Genomic DNA, 21,258 nt, shown 5'->3' on the forward strand with positions numbered 1-21,258 from the left:
CAAGTTGCGTGAAAAATACCCCCAAGTCAACATCAGCCTACACCAAGGTGCGCCCGACCAAGTGGCCAAAATGTTGTTGGACGATACGGCCGAGATCGGCATCGCCACCGAGTCTTTGTCTGCTTATGAAGACTTGGTTACCCTGCCTTGCTACGAATGGCAACACGTGCTGGTTTTGCCTTTGGACCACCCCTTGGCAGCCAAACCCACTTTGTCTTTAGAAGACATTGCCAGCGAGCCCCTGATCACTTACCACCCCTCTTTCACAGGTCGCAGCCGGATTGACCAAGCCTTCGCAGCCAAAAAAATCACGCCCCGCATCGCCCTTGAAGCGATTGACTCTGACGTGATCAAAACCTATGTGCGCCTTGGCCTTGGCATCGGTATCGTGGCCGAAATGGCCGTGAAGGACGACCCCATCAAAGATCTGGCGGTTCGACCACTTGGCGCTTTGCTGGGCATGAATGTGGCCCGAGTGGCCTTCAAACGGGGAGCTTATTTGCGCCAATTTGTCTACCAATTTGCCGAAATGCTGAGTGACCGACTGACCGCTCCTTTGGTCGCACGGGCCATGATCGGCCACGTCAACGATTACGAACTTTGAACCTGCCATGAACGCACGTACACCTGATATTGTCTCCAAAGCGCCCCACATGGGCACCACCATCTTTACCGTCATGTCGGCCTTGGCCGCCGAAAAAAATGCTGTCAATCTGGGGCAAGGCTTTCCGGACTTTCCCTGCGACCCGCGCCTTCCGGCCTTGGTCAACGACGCCATGTGTGAGGGCCTGAACCAATACCCGCCCATGACGGGTGTGGCGCCCTTGCGCGAGGCGGTATCGTACAAAATTCAAAACCTTTACGGACGGCACTATGAAGCGGTGAGCGAAATCACCGTCACTGCAGGGGCGACCCAAGCCATCTTGACCATCGTGTTGGCCATCGTGCACCCTGGCGACGAGGTCATCGTGCTGGAGCCTTGCTACGACAGCTATGTGCCCAACATCGAGTTGGCTGGCGGTGTGGTGGTGCGTGTGCCGCTTACCCCTGGCTCTTTCCGTCCAGATTTTGACAAAATCCGGGCCGCCATCACATCCCAAACCCGGGCCATCCTGATCAACTCGCCACACAACCCCAGCGGCATGATCTGGTCCAAGCAAGACATGCTCACGCTGCAAGAAATTTTGGAGCCCACCAACATCGTACTGATCAGCGATGAGGTTTACGAGCACATGGTCTACGCCCCTAACCAGCACTGGAGCGCAGCCCACTTCGACGGCTTGGCCGCCCGCGCCTTCATCGTGTCCAGTTTTGGCAAGACCTACCATGTGACGGGCTGGAAAATTGGCACCGTAGCGGCCCCGGCGGCTTACACGGCCGAGTTCCGCAAAGTACACCAGTTCAATGTATTCACCGTGAACACCCCCATGCAACATGCGCTGGCACGCTTCATGGCCGACCCTGCGCCCTACTTGGAACTGCCAGCCTTTTACCAACGCAAGCGCGATTTGTTCCGCGCAGGCTTGGCGCAAACGCACTTCAAATTGCTGCCGGGCGAGGGCACTTACTTTCAATGCGTGGACATTTCGGGTTTGAAGGTGCCCGAGAAAAATCTGAGCGAAGCTGACTTTTGCAAATGGCTGACCACCAACATCGGTGTGGCCGCTATTCCACTGTCGGCTTTTTATGGCAACGGTTTTGACCAAAAGGTCATCCGCTTTTGCTTTGCGAAGCAGGACCACACGCTGTTAGCCGCGCTGGACAAACTCAAGGGCCTTTGAAGCATGGCGTTCATGATCTGGGCTTGATGACCCTGTTCAAATTTTGGGGCCAATCATGGCTCACCGCCCTGGCTTTGTTGGGCTTGACCGCCTGCTCGCCCAGTCCGGCGCAAATCGCTTCGGTGCCCGTGCGTGATGATCCACCAAGTGCCAGCGCACCAGCACCTTTGCCGGTTCAGTTCCATCTCACAGATGGGCAAAGTTTGGCCGGTCGCGTTTGGCACCATCCCCAACCTCGTCACATCGTGCTGGGTGTGCATGGCTTCAACGACCACAGCAAGGCTTTTGAGCCCTTGGCACAGCATCTGAGAAGCGAATTGGGGGCCACCGTCTATGCCTATGACCATCGCGGATTTGGGGCTAACCCGTCCCCCGGGGTCTGGCCTGGCTCTGCCCCGCTGCTGGAAGACCTGCGGCAGATTGCCTCGCAATTGCGACAACGTCATGCGGGCTTGACGTTCACGGTGGTGGGCGAAAGCATGGGCGCCGCCGTGGTGTGGGTGGCAGCCTCTGAGCAGCCCGGCCTGTTGGCAGACCAATTGGTTCTGAAGGCCCCTGCCGTCTGGGGTGCCAACAGCATGCCTTGGTACCAAAGACTGAGCTTGAACTTCATGAACGCCCTAGCGCCCGACATGCGCCTGACGGGTCGGGGTGTTCAGTCATTGGGGATCACTCCCACCAATGACCCTGATGTTTCGCGCGAACTCAGTCGCGATCCGCTATTTATCAAAGCCACCCGCATCAGCAGCTTGGCCGGCGTGACCGAGCTCATGGGCCGAGCACAAGCCCTGAGCCTTCCACCACCGCAGCGAAGTTTGGTGTTGTACGGTTTGCGCGACCGCATCATCCCGCCACCGCCGGTGTGCGATTGGCTGACGCACCTGAATGCCACAGGGGCTCCCATCACCGAAATCGATTTTGTGATTTATCCTGAAGGTTGGCATCTTTTGACGCGCCAATTGCAAACCCACGAAGTGCTGCGCGACATGCAACAGTGGATAGAAAAAACGCCATTGAACCCAAGGAAAAGTGCCCTAGAAGCACAAGATGCGGTGTGCAGCAAGCGGCCTAAACACTGAGCACTGAACCCTGAATTTTGAAGATTTCACCCCCATGACACCTCGACCAATCATCGCCTTGCTTTTGTTGTGTCTTTTGATGCCCAGTGCTTTTGCGCAGCGAATGTTCGACAACAGCGGAAGGGCTCTTGGAAGGCTGGATGCCGAGCGGATTTACAACGCATCAGGTCAACAAGTGGGTCGCATCGATGGTGAACGCATCTACGACGGATCTGGGCGCCAATTAGGACGCATTGAAGGCGACCGGGTTTACAGTGCATCGGGGCGCCAAATCGGCCGCATTGATGGGGACAGGCTCTACAGCGCCCAAGGCACGCAGATGGGCCGCATCGATGGCGATCGCTTGTACGATGGATCTGGCCGCCAGATTGGCCGTGCCGATGGGCTGCGCCGGATGCAAATGATCGTGTTCTTTTATTTTTTCATGTGAGACGACCCATGACTGTTCGTGACATCCTCAAAATGGGCGATGCGCGCCTGTTGCGCGTGGCAGAGCCCGTGCAGACCTTCGACACCCCCGAGCTCCATGCCTTGATCGCCGACCTGCAAGACACCATGGCCGCCGTGAACGGTGCAGGTCTGGCCGCCCCGCAAATTGGCGTGAACTTGCAACTGGTGATTTTTGGCAGCACGGCATTCAACCCGCGCTACCCGGGCCGCCCGCTGGTGCCACGCACAGTGCTGGTCAATCCGCAGATCACCCCCCTGGGGATCGAGGAAGAAGACGATTGGGAAGGCTGCTTGTCGGTGCCGGGCTTGCGCGGTGTGGTGCCGCGCTGGTCGCGTATCCGCTACACCGGTTTTGACGAAAAAGGGATAGCCATAGACCGCAGCGTGGACGGATTCCATGCCCGGGTGGTGCAGCACGAATGCGACCACCTGATCGGCAAGCTCTACCCCATGCGGGTACGAGACTTCACACGCTTTGGCTATACCGAAGTGCTGTTCCCCGACATCAGTGCAGCCGAGGACGATTGAAAAGTCAGGGTTTCTGACCCGAAAGCAACACGGCCAAACCCGCATCGTCGAGCACTCGAACACCCAAGTCTTGGGCCTTGTCAAGCTTGGTGCCTGCCTCGGCGCCAGCCACAACGTAGTGGGTTTTCTTGCTGACTGAGCCTGCGACTTTGGCACCCAAGGACTCGAGCTTTTCCTTGGCTTCGTCGCGGCCCATGCTTTGCAGAGTGCCCGTCAGCACCACGGTGATACCGGCCAAGGGCATTTCGGTGGGGGCCAGCGCGTGACCTTCAGGCCAATTCACGCCCGCGTCCCGCAAGGCTTGCACCACCTCGCGATTGTGCGGTTGGTCAAAAAAGGTGCGGATGCTGTGCGCGACCACTGGGCCCACGTCGGTCACTCGCAATAGTGCGTCTTCACTGGCCACCATGACGGCGTCGAGTTGCCCAAAATGGCGCGCCAGTTCTTTGGCCGTGGCCTCGCCCACATGGCGGATGCCCAAGCTGAACAAGAATCGTCCAAGCGTGGTGGTTTTGGACTTTTCCAATGCTTCGAGGAGGTTAACAGCCGATTTCTCGGCCATGCGGTCCATGTTGGCCAGTATGTCGGGCTTCAGGTGGTACAGGTCAGCCAAGGTTTTGACGTGTCCTGCATCGACCAGTTGGTCCACCAGTTTGTCACCCAAGCCATCCACATCCATGGCGCGGCGGTGGGCAAAGTGCCAAACGGCTTGCTTGCGCTGAGCGCTGCAAAACAGCCCGCCCGTGCAGCGGTGATCGGCTTCGCCCTCTTCCCGCTCGGCCAGGCTCCCGCACACTGGGCAGTGGCTCATCATGGTGAATTGCGGCGCATCGGCCAGGCGACGGTCTAGCACCACCGACACCACTTCGGGGATCACATCGCCGGCACGTCGCACGATCACGGTGTCGCCCACCCGCACGTCTTTTCGGCGGGCTTCCAATTCATTGTGCAGCGTGGCATTGGTCACTGTGACCCCACCCACAAACACCGGAGCCAGCTTGGCGACGGGCGTCAGCTTGCCGGTACGTCCCACCTGCACGTCAATGGCCTGGACGGTGGTCATTTCTTCTTGAGCCGGGTATTTGTGGGCCACGGCCCAGCGCGGCTCGCGCGTCACAAAACCCAGGCGAGCCTGCTGCGCCAGGTCGTTGACTTTGTAGACAACACCGTCGATGTCATAAGGCAAGGCATCGCGTTCGGCCGATATGCGCTGGTGAAAAGTCACCAATCCTGCTGCGCCTGGCACACAAGACGTTTGCTCGGCCACAGGAAAGCCCCAAACCTTGAGCTGATGGAGCATCTCAAAGTGCGTGCCCCACTGCGGACCGCCTACGGCGGGTGGCGTGATGTCCCCCAAACCATAGGCAAAAAAGCTCAAGGGGCGCTCAGCGGCGATGCCTGAATCCAGTTGCCGCACCGCGCCAGCGGCAGCATTGCGCGGGTTGACGAAGGTTTTTTCGCCCTTGGTGCCTGCTGCGATGCGTTGGCGCTGGCGCTCGTTCAGGCGCTCAAAGTCATCCCGGCGCATATAGACCTCACCGCGCACTTCCAGCACAGCAGGGGCATCGGGCGGCAAACGCAGCGGAATCTGTCCGATGGTACGGATGTTGGCGGTGACCTCTTCACCCGTTTCGCCATCGCCCCGGGTGGCCGCTTGCACCAGCACGCCGTTTTCGTAGCGCAAGCTCATGGCCAGGCCATCAAATTTAAGTTCACCCACGTAGTCCACGGGCGGATCAGATTCACTCAAGCCCAGCTCTTTGCGGATGCGGGTGTCAAAAGCCTCGGCCCCGCTGGCTTCGGTATCGGTTTCGGTGCGGATACTGAGCATGGGCACGCGGTGCGTGACCGGGGCAAAGACATCCAACACCTGCCCACCGACACGTTGGGTGGGCGAATCGGGCGTCATCAGCTCGGGGTGGACCGACTCCAGCACTTGCAGCTCGCAAAAAAGCCGGTCGTATTCTGCGTCCGGAATTTCAGGCGCATCGAGGGTGTAGTAAGCGTGCGAATGATGGTGAAGTTGATTTCGCAAGACCTGCGCCCGAGCGGTTGGCGTCAATGGGCTGCTGTCGGTGGACTGGCCAGACGCCGGAGGTGTCGACTTTGATGGTTCTGGGGACACATCGCCAAACAGGTCGGGCGTGCGGGGATTCAAGGCTTGGGCCCCATCAAGAGAACAGGCGCCGCGCTTGGGGCGAGCCAGCAGACAGCTCGCGAGCATCGAGGGCGTCATAAAGCTGCTGTAAATCTCCGCCGATTTGATCCAGCGCATCGGCGTTCAAGCTTTGACCCTCACCATCGGTGATGGCCCCGTCCATGGCTTCAGCCAGCAAACGTCCGGCTTCTCTGAGACGTGTAAAAGGCTCGTCCTCCCTAGCGGTTTGGGGCACGTCCAGGCTCAATGTAAAAGAGCGAATGGCCGACAATGCAGGGTCTTCGGCCAAGGCCGCATGCGAATCGAACGTGAGGGCCAAAACCGGTGGCAAGCCCTGTTCTGCAGCAGGCAAGACCATGCGACCGGGCATGACCCCTGGAACAAAGCCCAAACGACCGGCATGCTGCTGAATGTAGCCAGGACTCCAAGCTGCGCTGTGGGCGCAAAGGGTAAAGCTCAACTGCGCATCGTGCACGCTGGCGAACTGATCGAGTTCGCGTGCACGGGCGACTTCTTCGAGCATGTCACTGAAACTGGGCGTACCACCCACAGCATCGGCAAAAGCTTGGGTTTTGACGACAAACTCTGAAAACTCAATGTTGTTCAGCGCCCCCATGCGGTTGGCCAACTGCACCCCCGCCTGAAAAGCGGTGTAGCGCCGTGAGGGAGCCAAGCTGTCCCACAAGCCGGTTTCTTGCGACAGGCCTTCGACCATGAACAATTTGCTGCCGACACGGCGCGTGACGGGCAAAGCCGCTAAAGCAGCATCACCCGACACCGCTTGGTCCACTTCAATCAAAGCGATCACATCAATCAGCGCATCCAAAGCGATTTTCCGCTCCAGCAAAGGCAGACTGCCGAAACCGTCATCCAATGCAGGCCCATGCCCAGCGGTCGGGCTGGGGGCCAGATCGGACTCCAGAACGGGCTCGGTCACACCGGCCACAGGTTCGCGCAACGGGTCGGCTTGTCGGGGTTCGTTTTTTCGCGAGGTCCACTGGTTGTAAACCACCACGGCCGCAACCGTGAGCGCGCCAATGGCTGCCAAACTCATCTGCAAAGAACTCATCGATTCCAACATAAGGTCCTCAAGCCAGATCGGCCAATGAAACTGCGGACTCCATGTCCACAGCCACAATGCGTGAAACGCCCTGCTCCTGCATGGTCACGCCAATCAATTGCTCAGCCATTTCCATGGCGATCTTGTTGTGGCTGATGAACAGGAACTGGGTCTCTTTGCCCATGCCCTTGACCAGTTTGGCGTAGCGCTCGGTGTTGGCGTCGTCCAGCGGCGCGTCCACCTCGTCCAACAAGCAAAACGGGGCCGGGTTGAGCTGAAAAATCGCAAACACCAAGGCGATGGCCGTCAGGGCTTTTTCGCCACCCGACAGCAAGTGGATGGTCTGGTTTTTCTTGCCGGGCGGCTGCGCAAGCACCTGAACACCTGCATCCAGAATTTCGTCGCCGGTCATCACCAAGCGGGCATTGCCACCCCCAAACAGCTCGGGGAACATGCGGCTGAAGTGCTCGTTGACGATCTTGAAGGTGCCGCCCAGCAACTCACGTGTTTCGGCATCGATCTTGCGGATCGCGTCTTCCAGCGTGTTCATCGCATCGGTCAGATCGGCGCACTGCGCGTCAAGGAACACCTTGCGCTCGCGGGAAGTGGTCAGCTCTTCCAAGGCGGCCAAGTTGACCGGACCAAGCGCGCTGATTTCGCGCTGGATGCGGTCGATCTCGCCTTGTAAACCGGTCACGCGCACCTGGCCCGCCTCAATCGAAGCGGCCACGGTCTGCAGGTCGGCTTGCGCATCGGCCAGCAGCTGGGTATATTGCTCAAGACCCAAGCGAGCAGCTTGCTCCTTGAGTTGCAAATCGGTGATGCGTTGACGCAATGGGTCGAGTTCACGCTCAAAACTGACCCGGCGCTCATCGCTGGCACGCAGCTTGGCGGTCAGGTCGTCATAGGCGCTGCGACAAGCGCCCAAGGCTTGCTCGCGCTCCAGCTTGACGGCCAGCACGTTTTGCAACCCGGCTTGCGCCGCTGCATCCGTCAGCCGGCTGAGTTCATCATGCGCACGCTGCCTTTCGACATCGATACTGGCCATTTGCTGCTGAGCGGTCTCGATCGTGCGGTTCAGCTCAGCCCGGCGGGCATCCAGGCTGCGCTGTGAGAACTGCGCCTCTTGGGCGCGGCGCTCCAGCCCGCGCTGTTGTTCTCGGCACTCGGCCAGTTTGCGCTCGGCCTCGATGACGCGTTCGTCCAGCTGGGCGTGGCGCTCTTGTGTGTCAGCCAGCTGCATGTCCAGCTCTTCAAAGCGCGCTTCTGCCGTGACACGGCGCTCTTGCAGCTCGTCTAGCAAAGCGTCCACTTCGGACAGGTCGTTGTTGATCTGCTCGCTGCGGGCACGGGTTTGCGCTAGCAGTTGTGACAGGCGCAGGGTCTCGACCTGCAGCTCGTGCGTGCGCGACTGGCTTTCGCTGGCTTCGCGGCGAACGGTGATCAAGCGTTGCGAGGCATCGGCATAGGCCGCTTCGGCCCTCACCAGGGCGCTGCGGCTTTCTTCCGAAATCAGGGTCTGGGCACGCAGTTGCTTTTCCAGGTTCTCGATCTCCTGCGCACGGGCCAAGAGACCCGCTTGCTCGGAGTCTTGCGCGTAAAACACCACGCTGTTGAGGTCCACCGCATGGCCAGCCTGCACCAACAGGGTTTCACCGGCTTGCAGCTGGCTGCGCCAGGTCAAGGCGTCTTCCAAATTGGGGGCGGTGTAGCAGCCTTGCAACCAGTCAGCCAACAGGGCCGACAAACCGGCGTCGTGCACGCGCAGCAAATCGACCAAAGGCTTGCAGCCAGCGGGCATGCCGCTGCGCGGTGAGGCTTTGGCGGCCAGCGGGGGGCTGAAAAAGCTCAGCTTCGCAGGCGGCGCGTCATGGGCAAACGCGCGCACCATGTCCAGGCGAGAAACTTCCAGGGCGGACAGGCGCTCGCGCAGGGCGGATTCAAGGGCGTTTTCCCAACCAGGCTCGATGTGGATTCGGCTCCACAGGCCTTCCAAGCCCTCCATGCCGTGCTTGGACAACCAAGGCTTGAGCTTGCCGTCGGTACGCACTTTTTCTTGCAAGGCCTTGAGCGCCTCAATGCGGGCGCTCAAATCAGCCAACTTGGCCGACTCTTGGTTCACAGCGGTTTGGCGCGTGCGGCGGTCATCGTCGAGCGCGGGCACCTGTTCTTGCAAATCCTGCATCCTGGCTTCGGCCTCGGCAGACAAGGCTTCGGCCTCGGCCAGTTGTTCTTGCAAGTTGTGCAAACGCGCCTCGTCAGGCGCGGCCAGGGCATTGCGGTCGGTCAGCAAGCGTTCGCGGCGGTTGTCGAGTTGGCGCGCTTGCTCTTCAACGTTGCGTTGGTCTGCGGCCAGCACACCGATTTGCTGCTGCACCTGCACCACGGTGGCACGCTGGGAAGTGGCATCGTTTTGGGCTTTGCGCAGGGCTTCTTCCAAATCAGGCAGGGCCATGGCCTGGTCTTCAACCTGGGCGGCCAGCGTCATGTTCTGATCTTCGGCCATGGCCGCTTGCTCGGCCAAGGTTTCCAACTCGGCTTGGGCGTCTTGGCTGCGGGTGCCCCATTGCGCGGTTTGCTCGATCAACTGCTGCAAACGCTGCTCTGCGCGTTGGCGGCCTTCGACCACAAAGCGAATTTCGGCTTCCAGCCGACCCACTTCTGCACTGGCCTCGTACAAAGCACCCTGCGCCTGGTTGACCTGGTCACCCGCCGCGTAATGAGCCTGGCGAATCGTCTCTAGATCGGCTTCCACATGCCGCAAATCGGCCATGCGCGACTCCAGCGCATTGACGGCCTGGTCCACTTCCGACTTCATGCGGCCTTGGTCAGTCTCGGCATCGCGGCGCTTCAAAAACCACAGCTGGTGCTGTTTCAGCGTGCTGTCGGCTTGCAGGGCGTTGTACCGACGGGCCACTTCGGCCTGTTTTTCGAGCTTTTCGAGGTTGGCGTTCAACTCGCGCAGGATGTCATCAACCCGTGTCAGGTTCTCGCGCGTATCGGACAGTCGGTTTTCGGTTTCGCGGCGGCGCTCTTTGTATTTCGAGACGCCGGCGGCTTCTTCGAGGAACAAACGCAACTCTTCAGGGCGCGACTCGATGATGCGGCTGATTGTGCCCTGCCCGATGATGGCGTAAGCGCGTGGGCCCAGGCCTGTGCCCAAAAACACGTCCTGCACGTCACGGCGGCGCACCGGTTGGTTGTTGATGTAATAACTGCTGTTGCCATCGCGGGTCAGCACACGCTTGACCGCGATCTCGGCAAATTGGCCCCACTGGCCACCGGCGCGGTGGTCGGCGTTGTCAAACACCAACTCAACACTGGCACGGCTGGCCGGTTTGCGGGTATTGGTGCCGTTGAAGATGACGTCCTGCATGGACTCGCCACGCAATTCTGAGGCCTTGGACTCGCCCAACACCCAACGCACCGCGTCCATGATGTTGGATTTGCCGCAACCGTTGGGGCCGACCACGCCCACCAGCTGCCCTGGCAGCAAGAAGTTGGTCGGTTCGGCAAACGATTTGAAGCCTGAAAGCTTGATGGAATTGAGGCGCACGGCGGTAAGGAGTCGGTCTCAGGATCAATAAAGACGTCAATGTTAACTGACAGTGATGGTCATGATGTCTTTGCAACCCGCCAGTGTCTGCAAAAGCCTCAACCGTGAATTCAGCCCATCCATCCCGGATAATCGAATCATGAACCCCCTACTTGCCAAGCTGAAACCCTATCCCTTTGAACGGCTCAAACAGCTGTTCGCCAGCGTCACACCCAATCCCGAGCTGCGCCACATCAGTTTGGGGATTGGAGAACCCAAACACGCCACACCGGCTTTCATTCAGGAAGCTCTCAAGGCGGCGGTGGCCACCGGTCTATCGGCTTACCCGGCGACAGCTGGCGAACCCGCTCTGCGCAAAGCATGCGCTGCCTGGCTTCAAACCCGCTACCAATTGAGTTTGGACCCCCTAACGCAGGTGCTGCCGGTCAACGGCTCGCGTGAGGCGCTGTTTGCCCTGACGCAGACCGTGATCGACCCGACCCGCACCGGCGCGACAGTGGTCAGCCCCAACCCTTTTTATCAAATCTACGAGGGCGCGGCCTTGCTGTCAGGGGCTGCGCCCTATTACGTGCCCAGCGATCCGGCCCGAAACTTTGCCAATGCTTGGGACAGCGTGCCTGCCGAAGTCTGGGCCCGCACCCAACTGCTGTTCGTTTGTTCGCCCGGCAACCCCACGGGTGCGGTCATGTCCTTGTCCGAATGGGAAAAGCTCTTCGCCCTGTCCGACCAACACGGTTTTGTGATCGCGTCGGACGAGTGCTACAGCGAGATTTATTTTCGCGAAGAAGCGCCCTTGGGAGGTTTGGAGGCGGCAAAGCAGCTGGGCCGTCACGACTTCAAACGCCTGATCGCCTTCACCAGCCTCAGCAAGCGCAGCAATGTGCCGGGCCTGCGCAGCGGTTTTGTGGCAGGCGACGCGGCCATCATCCAGCAGTTTTTGCTCTACCGCACCTACCACGGCAGTGCCATGAGTCCGGTGGTTCAATCGGCCAGCGTGGCCGCCTGGGGCGACGAAAAGCATGTGGTGGATAACCGCAACCAGTACCGCGCGAAGTTCGCCCAAGTCACCCCCGTGCTGGCTGAAGTGCTGGATGTGAAATTGCCCGACGCCAGCTTTTACCTCTGGGCTGGCGTGCCCGCAGGCTGGCAAGGCGACGATGCCGCATTTGCTCAAGCGCTTTACGAAGCCGAACACGTCACCGTGTTGCCCGGCAGCTACTTGGCGCGTGATTTCAACGGCAGTAACCCCGGGCGGGGTCGCTTCCGCATGGCGCTGGTCGCCGAAACCGCCGAGTGCCTGGAAGCGGCCGAGCGCATCGCCCGATTTGTCCGCGCCCACCCCAAGAAGGCTTGAAGATGACCACCTGTCACGACACCCTGCGCTTTGCCGAGCAGTTGATCTCCAAACCCTCGGTCACCCCCAACGATGCCGGCTGCCTGGACCTGATCGAAGACGCTTTGAAGCCTTTGGGCTTTGCCTGCGAATTCATGGACTCTGGTCCTGACACCTTCCGAGTGCGGAACCTGTGGGCCAAGCGCGCGGGCACCTCAGGTCAGACCCTGGCCTTTGCGGGCCACACCGACGTGGTGCCCACCGGGCCGCTCACGCAATGGGACAGCGACCCCTTCACCCCTACCCACAAAAACGGCAAGCTGTTTGGGCGCGGCGCAAGCGACATGAAAACGTCCTTGGCAGCCATGGTGGTCGCGGTGCAGGAGTTTCTTGCGGCTAACCCCAACCCCGCTTTGGGCATCGCCTTTTTGCTGACCAGCGACGAAGAAGGTCCTGCGCTCGACGGCACGGTGGTGGTCTGTGACAAGCTCCAGGCCCGTGGCGATGCGCCGCAGTTTTGCATCGTGGGTGAGCCCACCTCGGTATTGCAAACCGGCGACATGATCAAAAACGGCCGACGCGGCACCTTGAGCGGCAAGCTCACCGTCAAAGGCGTTCAAGGTCACATTGCCTACCCTCACCTGGCCGATAACCCCATCCACCGCCTGGCCCCCGCACTGGCCGAGCTGGTCAGCATCCGCTGGGACGAAGGCAATGCGTTTTTCCAACCTACCAGCTGGCAAGTGAGCAACATCCACGCAGGCACGGGCGCAAGCAACGTGATCCCGGGCGACTGCGTGGTGGATTTCAACTTCCGTTTTTGCACCGAATCCACACCCGAAAGCCTGCAGCAGCGCCTGAAAGCGGTGTTAGACCGCCAGGGTCTGAAGTACGAGCTGACCTGGACCCTGGGTGGTCGACCATTTCTGACCACGCCAGGTACCTTGGTGGCCGCTATCCAGCAAGCCATCACCGACGAAACCGGTTTGAAGACCGAACTGTCCACCACAGGAGGTACCAGCGACGGCCGCTTCATCGCGCAGATTTGCCCGCAAGTCGTCGAGTTCGGCCCTCCCAACGCGACCATACACAAGGTCAATGAGCATGTGGCGCTCGCCGACATCGCCCCGCTCAAAGGCATCTACCGCCGCACGCTGGAACAACTCAACGCAGGTCTGTCCGCATGAGGGCTTCGAACCTTTCGGGGTTGATCGCAGCGTCGGCCGAGCGACTCCAGCAAGCCGGTGTGGCTTTCGGCCACGGCACCCTCAACGCTTTTGACGAAGCTGTTTGGTTGGTGCTCTGGCGTCTAGGCCTGCCGCTGGACACCGACTTGGACGAAGTGGCAGAACAAGCTGTAACGCCAAAGCAGCAAGCGGGGTGCGCGTCGCTGATCGAGGCGCGCATTGCCACCCGCAAGCCTGCCGCTTACCTGACGCAAGAAGCCTGGTTGCAAGGCGTGTCGTTTTACATCGACGAGCGGGCCATCGTGCCGCGCAGCCTGATCGCCGAAGTGCTGGCCGACGCGACCATCGATGCCTGGCTGAGTGATCAGACGAAAAATGTACTGGACCTGTGCACCGGCAACGGCAGCCTGGCCGTGCTGGCCGCTTTGGCTTGGCCCGAAGTGCAAGTCACCGGGGCCGACATCTCGGATGACGCACTGGCCGTGGCCGCAATCAACCTGGTACGCCACGAACTGCAAGAGCGCGTGAGGCTGGTGCACAGTGATGGCTTGTCGGCATTGCCAGGCCCGTTTGACCTCATTTTGTGCAACCCCCCTTATGTGTGTCAGGCCAGCATGGACGCGCTGCCTGCTGAGTACCGCGCCGAGCCTGAACTGGCGCTGGCAGGTGGCACGGACGGCATGGACTTTGTGCGCCAGTTGTTCAAAGATGCGCCGTCCCGCATGAGCCAACAGGCCATCTTGGTGCTGGAGATCGGCAACGAGATTGAACACTTCATGGCGGCATTTCCCAAACTTGAAGTCGCTTGGCTTGACACCAGTTCAGGCAACGAAGAAGTCATGTTGATCACCCGAGAAGCTTTGCTCAGCCTTTGAAGGGCTTCACCTCAGCTAGCTTCAGCTCTGCAAACTGTCTTTCGCCACCATGCCTGAAAGAGGCTCCCACATCGGCGAAAATACTGGGCTGTGTGATTGGCTTCAGCGCCTGACCATGTGCCTGTTTTTTATCCCGGAGCTTGTCCGGACACTGCTTTTTTCATGATCAACCTCAAAAACGTCACCCTGCGCCGAGGCACCAAAGTGCTGCTGGACAAAGCCTCTGTCACACTCAACCCGGGAGAAAAAGTCGGTTTGGTTGGGCGCAACGGTGCAGGCAAATCCACGTTGTTTGCTTTGTTCAATGGGACCCTGACCGAAGATGGGGGCGATTTTGAGATGCCGCGTCAGTGGCGCATGGGTCAGGTGGCGCAAAACATGCCTGAAACCGACCAGCCTGCCTCCGACTTCGTGCTGGAAGGTGATACCCGCCTGGCCGAATTGCGCCAGCGCCTGATGGCCGCAGAGGCCAGCGGCGACGGCATGGAGATGGCCCACGTTTACACCGACCTGGCCGACGCCGGCGATCACGACGCTCTGCCCCGCGCCGAAGCTTTGATTTTGGGTCTTGGATTTCGGGTGGACGAGCTGAACAACCCGGTCAACAGCTTTTCAGGCGGCTGGCGCATGCGCTTGCAGCTGGCGCGTGCACTGATGTGCCCATCCGACATCTTGCTGCTGGATGAGCCCACCAACCACTTGGACTTGGACGCGTTGGTCTGGCTGGAAGCTTGGTTGCAGCGATACACCGGCACCATGATCGTGATCAGCCATGACCGGGAGTTTTTGGATGCGGTGACCAACGTCACTCTGCACATTGACCACGCCAAGCTGACGCGCTACGGCAGCAACTACAGCGGCTTTGAAATCTTGCGCGCGCAACAAATGGAGCTGCAACAGGCCTCATTTGCCAAGCAGCAAGACAAAATCGCCCATCTGCAAAAGTTCATCAACCGCTTCAAAGCGCAGGCAAGCAAGGCCAAGCAGGCGCAAAGCCGGGTCAAGGCGCTCGAGCGCATGGAAAAAGTGGCGCCACTGCTGGCAGATGCCGAGTTCACCTTCGGATTCAAGGAACCCAACAACCTGCCCAACCCCATGCTGGCCATCAGCGACGCCAGTTTCGGTTACACCGTGGAGGGCGACACCAAAGCCATCCTGCAAGACGTCAGCAAATCGGTACTGGCGGGCCAGCGCATCGGTATTTTGGGAGCCAACGGCCAAGGCAAGTCGACCCTGGTCAAGACCATTGCCCGCACCATGCCGCTGCTGGCGGGCACACTGACCGAAGGCAAAGGCCTGAACATCGGTTACTTTGCCCAGCAAGAACTCGATGTGCTGCACCCCCAGGACAACCCACTGGAGCACATGATTCGCCTGGCCAAGGAGTTGGGCCCCAACAGCGGCGAGCCCAGCCGCGAGCAAGACCTGCGCAACTACTTGGGCACCTTCAACTTTTCAGGCGACATGGTCAAACAAGCCGTCGGCTCCATGAGCGGCGGGGAAAAAGCCCGCCTGGTGCTGGCCATGATCGTGTGGCAACGGCCCAATTTGCTGCTGCTGGACGAGCCCACCAACCACCTGGACTTGGCCACGCGTGAGGCGCTGTCCATGGCGCTCAACGAGTTTGAAGGCACCGTCATGCTGGTCAGCCACGACCGCGCCTTGCTGCGCGCGGTGTGCGACGAATTCTGGATGGTGGGTCGGGGCAAGGTCGAACCGTTCGACGGCGATTTGGATGATTACCAGAAGTACTTGCTGGAAGAGTCCAAGCGCTTGCGTGAGGTGGCCAAAAACATCGCCCGTGATGCATTGGCACCCACAGCCAACGCCGCCAAACCAGTCGATGCGCAAACCGCAGCAGGTCTGCAGGCGCGCGCCATCGGTCAGGATGCGCCTGATGCAGTGCTTGGCACTGCGCCCGTCACACCTTCAGCCATGACATCGGGGTCCGCAATGCCATTGACCATGACGCCCAGCCTCAGCAACGCCGAGCAGCGCAGGATCGATGCACAAAAACGCCAGCAATTGGCCACACAAACGCGCCCCCTGAGAAAAGAGCTGTTAGAAAACGAGCAGCGCATGGCCAGCATCGAAGCCGAGAAAACAAGCTTGGAAGCCCTGCTGACAATGCCCATTTCCCTTGCCGACATGGCCGACGCAGGTCGTCGGCTCAAAGCCTTGTCTGACGAGGTCAGCGCTTTGGAAGAGCGATGGCTTGAACTGACCTCCAAACTGGAAGAAGCCGCAGCGGCTTGACTGTGCACCCCAAGCCCATTTGCCAAACATTCAAGCGCGAAATTGATACGCAACAGGTTTCAAATGTTTCTGCAGCAAGTCCAGTTGGATGCCCACTTGACGAGAATGGCTCTGGAAAATCAAGGACAAAAATAAAAAAAGCACTTTGAATTGAAATTCAAAGTGCTTTTAAATATGGTGGGACCAGCGGGGGTCGAACCCACGACAAACGGATTAAAAGTCCGCTGCTCTACCAACTGAGCTATGGTCCCTTTGCCAAGGTGCACGCACTCCAGCAAGACTCAAATTATAGCCTTAATTTTTAGGCTTCTTGGCCAGGCTTGCCAAAAAATTCAAAATTTCAGAGGCTGCGCACATGCCAAAAGTGGCTGTCACGCTGACCACAGAACCATAACCGTGGCAATTGAGTGAGCCATCGCCGTCGATGGCACATGACGCATCTGGAGGCGCCACAGACTCTCGGCTGAACACCCCTTGAACGCCCATGCGCTGATCACCTCGCGCGGCCTGATGGTGTTTGCGCAAACGGTAACGCAATTGGGCCAGCAAGGGGTCGTGCGTGATGCGCGACAAATCGTCCACATCCACCTTGTGCGCCAAACGCTTGCCCCCCGCAGCGCCGACGGTGATGAAACCGACCCCCATCTGGGTAGCCCAATGGGCCAAAGACACTTTGGCCTTGACCTGATCGCAGGCATCGATCAGCGCATCCGGAACTTCACCTAGCAAAGCAGGCCAGTTGTCAGGCGTCACAAAATCATCCACCACATCCACCCTGCAAGCGGGGTGAATTTGGGCAATACGCGCCTGCATGGCCAAGACCTTGGACTGTCCCGTGGTCACTGTCAGAGCATGGATCTGGCGGTTGATGTTGGACTCTGCAATGTGGTCCATGTCGATCAAGGTCAAACGCCCCACGCCCGATCGAGCCAAGGCTTCTGCAGACCAAGAGCCCACGCCACCCAAACCCACGACCACCACATGTGCTTGGCGAATACGTTGAGCGCCAGACACACCATAAAGGCGCTGTAGCCCACCAAAGCGGCGTGCATCGTCGGTCTCACCTGCGAGCGATTGAAAGTCATCGGTTTCATGCATCGGGGCTACCCAACTCATCCGTGTTGACGCATTTGCCACTGCAACGCGGCGTATGCACCTAAAAAAATACCCATGACCGACAATAAACTGCCCAAGCTGAGGGTAGACAATCCCGTCAGCCCTTGGCCAAAGGTGCAACCCATGGCCAACACCCCACCGGCCCCCATAAGGCTGCCACCGATCAGGTGCAGAACCAAGTCTTCGCGATGGGCAAAACTCTCCCACCGGAAAGAGCCCTCCAAGCACGCACTGATGCAGGCACCTGCCAATACACCCGCTACCGTGACCATGCCCAGCGTCAGTCTCTTGCTGCCATCGCTGTAGTACAAAAGTGCGTCCAGCCAGTAACCCACGGGCGCGGTGAAACTCAAGGCTTCCATGCGACCACTGTGGGTGGTCAAGAAAACAGGCTCCAGCGTCAGCGGGTGCTCCGGAACAAACCCAAACACACCAGTCAGCCACCAAAAAGCCACCACCAGCACACCCAAACCCGCGCCTGTGACCCAATTAGAAAGCGTGTGAAAGCCGCGCTCCTGCATGACCCACACCAGCAACAACACAGCCACCAAAACTGCCGACAAACCCAAGGCGTCGGGCAATGTCAATCCAGTCAGCGCAGACAACCACTGACCGACAAAGGGGCCGTGCGGCAAGTTGACACCAATTGGATCAATGTAATTGACGCGCCAAACAGCGGTCAGGCCTTTCATGGTGGCCAAACCGGCCACCGCCATGGCCATCAAGACGACCAAGGACTTCAAGTTGCCGGCGCCCAAGCGCACCAAGGATTTGCTGCTGCAACCTGAAGCCAGCACCATGCCCACACCAAAGAAGGCGCCACCCAAAAGACCAGAGAGCCAACTCAGATGCTTGGAGGCATAAATGGTGTTGGCCGGTTCGATCCAGCCCACCCAAGCCATCGCACCAAAACCCAACATCGCCACAGCCAAGGCCAAGGCCCACTGGCGAAGGCGAGTGGCTTTGCGCATGAGCACCCAGTCACTGATGGCCCCCATGGTGCAAAAGTGCCCCCGGTGGATCAAAACGCCAGCGGCGAAGGACAAGGCAAAGCCAATGGTCCAAATTTGGACCATCAGTGTCTGCAAGTCATCAGCCGTGATGGGTGGCATCAAAAAATCAGCGCAACCGACTCAAGCGCTCACGGGCAGTGGCTGCGGTTTCAGTGGCGGGGTAGGCTTTGACCAAATCCTCTAAGGTTTTCCGAGCGGCCTTGAGATCTTTGAGTTCCACATGAACGTTGGAGATGGCCAACATGGCCTCGGCAGCCCTGGGGTGCGTTGGTGACTCGGTCAGCAAGCGCTGAAAGTTGGCCAAGGCTTCGCGGTAAGCCTTGTTGGCGTATTGCGCATTGCCAAGCCAGAAGAGGACCGAAGGCTTGTAAACACTGGTGGGGTAACGGTTAAGAAAGCCGGCAAATGCCGCTTGGGCACCCGGAAAATCGCCTTGCCGAAACAAAGCCATGGACCGGTCAAAGTCCGCCTTTTCAGCAGGCTCGACCATCGCCTCGCGACCATCGACGCTGACCTTCACGGGTTCGAATCGGCGCAAACGGTCATCCACCGAGGACAAGCTGTCCTTTTGGCGAAGTTGAACCTCGGTCACATCACGGGCCAAACGCTCTTGCGCACCCAAACTCTGGGCCAAATCAGCACGCAGTTTGTCAATTTGGGTTTGCAAATCCAGCAAGGCAGAACGCAGCTGCCCCAGCGATTGGTTGTGCTGCTGAGTCAACTGAGCGATCTGCTGGGTTTGTTGTTGTGCCGCTTGGTCCATCAGTGCTCGGTTGGCGGTCTGGGCTTGCTCTAAGCGCTGGCGCAAATCCAAGATGGCCCGACGCGCTTCGTCATCACCGAACAAAGCCGCCTGTGCGCTCCCCCCCCAAAAAACCGCAAAGAGCAACAAAGCAAGGCCAGATTTTTTCAATCCCAAAACGGCTTGAGTCATGTCAGACCTCAATAGCGGATTTCAACGCGGCGGTTTTTCGCCTGTTCGATGTCAGACCCGCCTTCGGACAGGAGTTTTTCTTTACCAAAACTCACCGCCTCCAGTTGAGATTCGGGCACGCCCAACAAGCTCAAAGCTTGGCGAACGGCATCCGCTCGCTTTTGACCCAGGGCCAAGTTGTATTCACGACCACCACGGTCATCGGTATGGCCTTCCAAACTGGCTTTGCGCTGTTTGTTGGCTTGCAAAAACTGGGCATGCGAGGCAATGACGGGGCGGGCCTCGGCGCGAATCACAAAACTGTCGTAATCAAAAAAGACCACATGGGCAACACCCACCGGGCCTTGTCCTGCTGCCCTGGCATCAACCGAGACCGTGGGTATGCCCGTTTGCGCTCCCCCTTGGCCAGCACCGATGCCCTGCACGGCCACGGCCACGCCCGCGCCAGAACCTGCCGCAGTGCGCGAACCCGCAGAAGTGGCCGACTTGTCTTCGACCGGAACGTCATCCAATTTGACACCTGAGGCGCACCCGCTGAGCAGGGCACACACCACAACCACCGACCAAATTTGCTTTTTCATAATCAACCTCAAGGATAAAAAACTGTCTTCAACGTTTCAAGGCCTCGCTGGCCCCCAATGGGGTTCGCGCAAATCACCGCCTTGGCCTGCCAAACGGGCCTTGACGCGACCATCCAGGGTGGTGGTCATCAGGGCCTCACCCGCCTGTTGGGTGGCATACACCAATAAACGACTGTTGGGGGCAAAGCTGGGGCGTTCATCAAAAGAAGTCTCTGTCAGTGCGCTGACTTGTCCTGAAGTCAAATCCATCAAGTGGAGTTTGAAGCCAGCGCCCATGCGCGAAACATAGGCCAACCAACGGCCATCGGGACTGATCGCAGGTGAAATGTTGTAGTTACCCGAAAAAGTGACACGCTCTGCCGGTCCGCCTTGGGCAGGCATTTTGTAAATCTGCGGATTCCCACCTCGGTCACTGACAAAAAACAAGGTCTGACCGTCGGGCGAAAAGGCCGGTTCGGTATTGATGCTACCAGTGGTCAAACGCTGGGCCTCTCCACCGTTCAAACCCACTCGCCACAACTGCGAGCCACCGTCGCGACTCAAGGTGGCCACAATGGAACGCCCATCGGGCGCCCAGGCTGGCGCACTGTTGGAGCCTTTGAAGTTGGCCACCTCGCGTCGCTGACCCGTAGCCAATTCGTGGACATACACCACCGGTTTGCGGTTTTCAAAGGAAACATAGGCCAATTGGGCGCCGTTGGGTGACCAAGAGGGCGAGATGATGGGCTCAGGACTGGTGATGGCGGAACGGGCACCCTCGCCATCCGAGTCGGCCACCCACAAGCTGAAGCGTCCAGAGGACTTGGTGACATAGGCAATGCGAGAAGTGAAGACGCCGGGTGTTCCAGTCAACTGCTGGTATACCCAGTCAGACAAACGGTGCGCAGACAAACGCAGATCAGCGGCACCAACCGTGTCTCTGAAGTCTGCTTTTTCTTGTCCTTTGACGGCATCCCACAATCGGGCGCGCACATCAAAGCGCCCATCGGCCAAGCGGTTGACAGAGCCCGCAAGCAAGGCCTCTGCAGACAAGCTGCGCAGGGCCGACCAATCCGGACGGCTCATCTCATCCAGGGCCAAGTTGCCGGTAGGCAGAGGTTTGAATTGGCCAGTGCGCGACAAATTCGCCTGGACGATGCTGGCTATTTTTTGCGGTGCCTGGGCTTCCCCTTTGAAGGGTGTCACCAGCACGGGCAATTGGGTCATGCCCACACCCGTGACTTCGACCCTGAATTGAGCCCCAGCAGCGCTGCTGAAGGCTACTGCACACAAAAAGCTCACAAGAGGTCCCAAGCATCGTGCTGGATAGGAGAACAAAGTCATGAACGTCTCAGCGGAGATATCGGTGTGA

The 21,258-nt window shown here is 59.1% G+C and carries 17 protein-coding genes and 1 tRNA gene; 9 read left to right on the top strand and 9 right to left on the bottom strand.

Annotated features, from left to right (window positions below; genetic code table 11):
• The 5 genes from ABWQ00_RS12210 to def all read left to right on the top strand — a co-directional run.
• The coding region (locus ABWQ00_RS12210) for a LysR substrate-binding domain-containing protein (protein WP_353238953.1) at positions 1 to 604 on the top strand (604 nt) is incomplete at its 5' end.
• A 7-nt stretch (positions 605 to 611) separates the two neighbouring features.
• Positions 612 to 1,781 carry a pyridoxal phosphate-dependent aminotransferase gene (locus ABWQ00_RS12215; RefSeq protein ID WP_353238954.1) on the top strand — a complete coding sequence of 390 codons (1,170 nt, stop codon included), beginning with the start codon at positions 612 to 614 and terminating at the stop codon, positions 1,779 to 1,781.
• 26 nt (positions 1,782 to 1,807) lie between these two features.
• Entirely contained in the window at positions 1,808 to 2,860 is a 1,053-nt protein-coding gene (locus tag ABWQ00_RS12220; RefSeq protein WP_353238955.1) for an alpha/beta fold hydrolase, read from the top strand.
• A 34-nt stretch (positions 2,861 to 2,894) separates the two neighbouring features.
• A complete protein-coding gene (locus ABWQ00_RS12225; protein WP_353238956.1) occupies positions 2,895 to 3,290 on the top strand; it encodes a 5-fold beta-flower protein in 396 nt (131 codons plus the stop codon).
• 8 nt (positions 3,291 to 3,298) lie between these two features.
• On the top strand, positions 3,299 to 3,838 hold the full coding sequence (def, locus tag ABWQ00_RS12230; RefSeq protein WP_353238957.1) for a peptide deformylase: 540 nt from the start codon (positions 3,299 to 3,301) through the stop codon (positions 3,836 to 3,838).
• Between the two features lie 4 nt (positions 3,839 to 3,842).
• Here def and ligA read toward each other — a convergent pair whose 3' ends face one another.
• The 3 genes from ligA to smc are packed head-to-tail and all read right to left on the bottom strand — an operon-like array spanning position 3,843 to position 10,612.
• On the bottom strand, positions 3,843 to 5,996 hold the full coding sequence (ligA, locus tag ABWQ00_RS12235) for an NAD-dependent DNA ligase LigA (protein WP_502908132.1): 2,154 nt from the start codon (positions 5,994 to 5,996) through the stop codon (positions 3,843 to 3,845).
• 13 nt (positions 5,997 to 6,009) lie between these two features.
• Complete coding sequence (locus tag ABWQ00_RS12240; RefSeq protein WP_353238958.1) at positions 6,010 to 7,065, bottom strand: cell division protein FtsZ; 1,056 nt, start codon at positions 7,063 to 7,065, stop codon at positions 6,010 to 6,012.
• Between the two features lie 19 nt (positions 7,066 to 7,084).
• On the bottom strand, positions 7,085 to 10,612 hold the full coding sequence (gene smc / locus ABWQ00_RS12245) for a chromosome segregation protein SMC (RefSeq protein WP_353238959.1): 3,528 nt from the start codon (positions 10,610 to 10,612) through the stop codon (positions 7,085 to 7,087).
• A 139-nt stretch (positions 10,613 to 10,751) separates the two neighbouring features.
• Here smc and dapC point away from each other — a divergent pair, with 139 nt between their 5' ends.
• From dapC to ABWQ00_RS12265, 4 genes are all read left to right on the top strand, one after another.
• Entirely contained in the window at positions 10,752 to 11,966 is a 1,215-nt protein-coding gene (gene dapC, locus ABWQ00_RS12250) for a succinyldiaminopimelate transaminase (protein ID WP_353238960.1), read from the top strand.
• A 2-nt stretch (positions 11,967 to 11,968) separates the two neighbouring features.
• A complete protein-coding gene (gene dapE, locus ABWQ00_RS12255) occupies positions 11,969 to 13,132 on the top strand; it encodes a succinyl-diaminopimelate desuccinylase (RefSeq protein ID WP_353238961.1) in 1,164 nt (387 codons plus the stop codon).
• Positions 13,129 to 14,007: a 50S ribosomal protein L3 N(5)-glutamine methyltransferase gene (gene prmB / locus ABWQ00_RS12260; protein ID WP_353238962.1), complete on the top strand. Its 879-nt coding sequence runs from the start codon at positions 13,129 to 13,131 to the stop codon at positions 14,005 to 14,007. Before dapE ends, prmB begins: the two co-directional genes overlap by 4 nt.
• Before the next feature lie 162 nt (positions 14,008 to 14,169).
• Complete coding sequence (locus ABWQ00_RS12265) at positions 14,170 to 16,263, top strand: ABC-F family ATP-binding cassette domain-containing protein (protein ID WP_353238963.1); 2,094 nt, start codon at positions 14,170 to 14,172, stop codon at positions 16,261 to 16,263.
• Positions 16,264 to 16,438: 175 nt separating this feature from the next.
• On the opposite strand, the gene ABWQ00_RS12270 is transcribed toward ABWQ00_RS12265, so the two are convergent.
• The 6 genes from ABWQ00_RS12270 to tolB all read right to left on the bottom strand — a co-directional run bounded on the left by ABWQ00_RS12270 (position 16,439) and on the right by tolB (position 21,230).
• Positions 16,439 to 16,514, bottom strand: a tRNA-Lys gene (locus ABWQ00_RS12270).
• 43 nt (positions 16,515 to 16,557) lie between these two features.
• Positions 16,558 to 17,361, bottom strand: coding sequence for a tRNA threonylcarbamoyladenosine dehydratase (locus ABWQ00_RS12275; RefSeq protein ID WP_353238964.1), 804 nt, complete (start codon positions 17,359 to 17,361; stop codon positions 16,558 to 16,560).
• Between the two features lie 14 nt (positions 17,362 to 17,375).
• Positions 17,376 to 18,455, bottom strand: coding sequence for a YeeE/YedE family protein (locus ABWQ00_RS12280; protein WP_353238965.1), 1,080 nt, complete (start codon positions 18,453 to 18,455; stop codon positions 17,376 to 17,378).
• A 43-nt stretch (positions 18,456 to 18,498) separates the two neighbouring features.
• The gene (gene ybgF / locus ABWQ00_RS12285; RefSeq protein ID WP_353238966.1) at positions 18,499 to 19,326 is read right to left on the bottom strand and encodes a tol-pal system protein YbgF; all 828 of its coding nucleotides are present in this window, start codon (positions 19,324 to 19,326) and stop codon (positions 18,499 to 18,501) included.
• A gap of 8 nt (positions 19,327 to 19,334) precedes the next feature.
• Positions 19,335 to 19,907, bottom strand: coding sequence for an OmpA family protein (locus ABWQ00_RS12290; RefSeq protein ID WP_353238967.1), 573 nt, complete (start codon positions 19,905 to 19,907; stop codon positions 19,335 to 19,337).
• Between the two features lie 36 nt (positions 19,908 to 19,943).
• The gene (tolB, locus tag ABWQ00_RS12295) at positions 19,944 to 21,230 is read right to left on the bottom strand and encodes a Tol-Pal system beta propeller repeat protein TolB (RefSeq protein ID WP_353238968.1); all 1,287 of its coding nucleotides are present in this window, start codon (positions 21,228 to 21,230) and stop codon (positions 19,944 to 19,946) included.
• Between the last annotated feature and the right edge of the window lie 28 nt (positions 21,231 to 21,258).

Origin of the sequence: Limnohabitans sp. (assembly GCF_040400975.1) — a bacterium.
Classification (GTDB): domain Bacteria; phylum Pseudomonadota; class Gammaproteobacteria; order Burkholderiales; family Burkholderiaceae_C; genus Limnohabitans_A.

Bases quoted from the DNA above. Each gene is read 5' to 3' on its own strand.
- ABWQ00_RS12215 (WP_353238954.1), top strand. From the start codon at position 612: ATGAACGCACGTACACCTGATATTGTCTCCAAAGCGCCCCACATGGGC.
- ABWQ00_RS12220 (WP_353238955.1), top strand. From the start codon at position 1,808: ATGACCCTGTTCAAATTTTGGGGCCAATCATGGCTCACCGCCCTGGCT.
- ABWQ00_RS12225 (WP_353238956.1), top strand. From the start codon at position 2,895: ATGACACCTCGACCAATCATCGCCTTGCTTTTGTTGTGTCTTTTGATG.
- def (WP_353238957.1), top strand. From the start codon at position 3,299: ATGACTGTTCGTGACATCCTCAAAATGGGCGATGCGCGCCTGTTGCGC.
- ABWQ00_RS12240 (WP_353238958.1), bottom strand. From the start codon at position 7,065: ATGAGTTCTTTGCAGATGAGTTTGGCAGCCATTGGCGCGCTCACGGTT.
- dapC (WP_353238960.1), top strand. From the start codon at position 10,752: ATGAACCCCCTACTTGCCAAGCTGAAACCCTATCCCTTTGAACGGCTC.
- dapE (WP_353238961.1), top strand. From the start codon at position 11,969: ATGACCACCTGTCACGACACCCTGCGCTTTGCCGAGCAGTTGATCTCC.
- prmB (WP_353238962.1), top strand. From the start codon at position 13,129: ATGAGGGCTTCGAACCTTTCGGGGTTGATCGCAGCGTCGGCCGAGCGA.
- ABWQ00_RS12265 (WP_353238963.1), top strand. From the start codon at position 14,170: ATGATCAACCTCAAAAACGTCACCCTGCGCCGAGGCACCAAAGTGCTG.
- ABWQ00_RS12275 (WP_353238964.1), bottom strand. From the start codon at position 17,361: ATGCATGAAACCGATGACTTTCAATCGCTCGCAGGTGAGACCGACGAT.
- ABWQ00_RS12280 (WP_353238965.1), bottom strand. From the start codon at position 18,455: ATGGTCCAAATTTGGACCATTGGCTTTGCCTTGTCCTTCGCCGCTGGC.
- ybgF (WP_353238966.1), bottom strand. From the start codon at position 19,326: ATGACTCAAGCCGTTTTGGGATTGAAAAAATCTGGCCTTGCTTTGTTG.
- ABWQ00_RS12290 (WP_353238967.1), bottom strand. From the start codon at position 19,907: ATGAAAAAGCAAATTTGGTCGGTGGTTGTGGTGTGTGCCCTGCTCAGC.
- tolB (WP_353238968.1), bottom strand. From the start codon at position 21,230: ATGACTTTGTTCTCCTATCCAGCACGATGCTTGGGACCTCTTGTGAGC.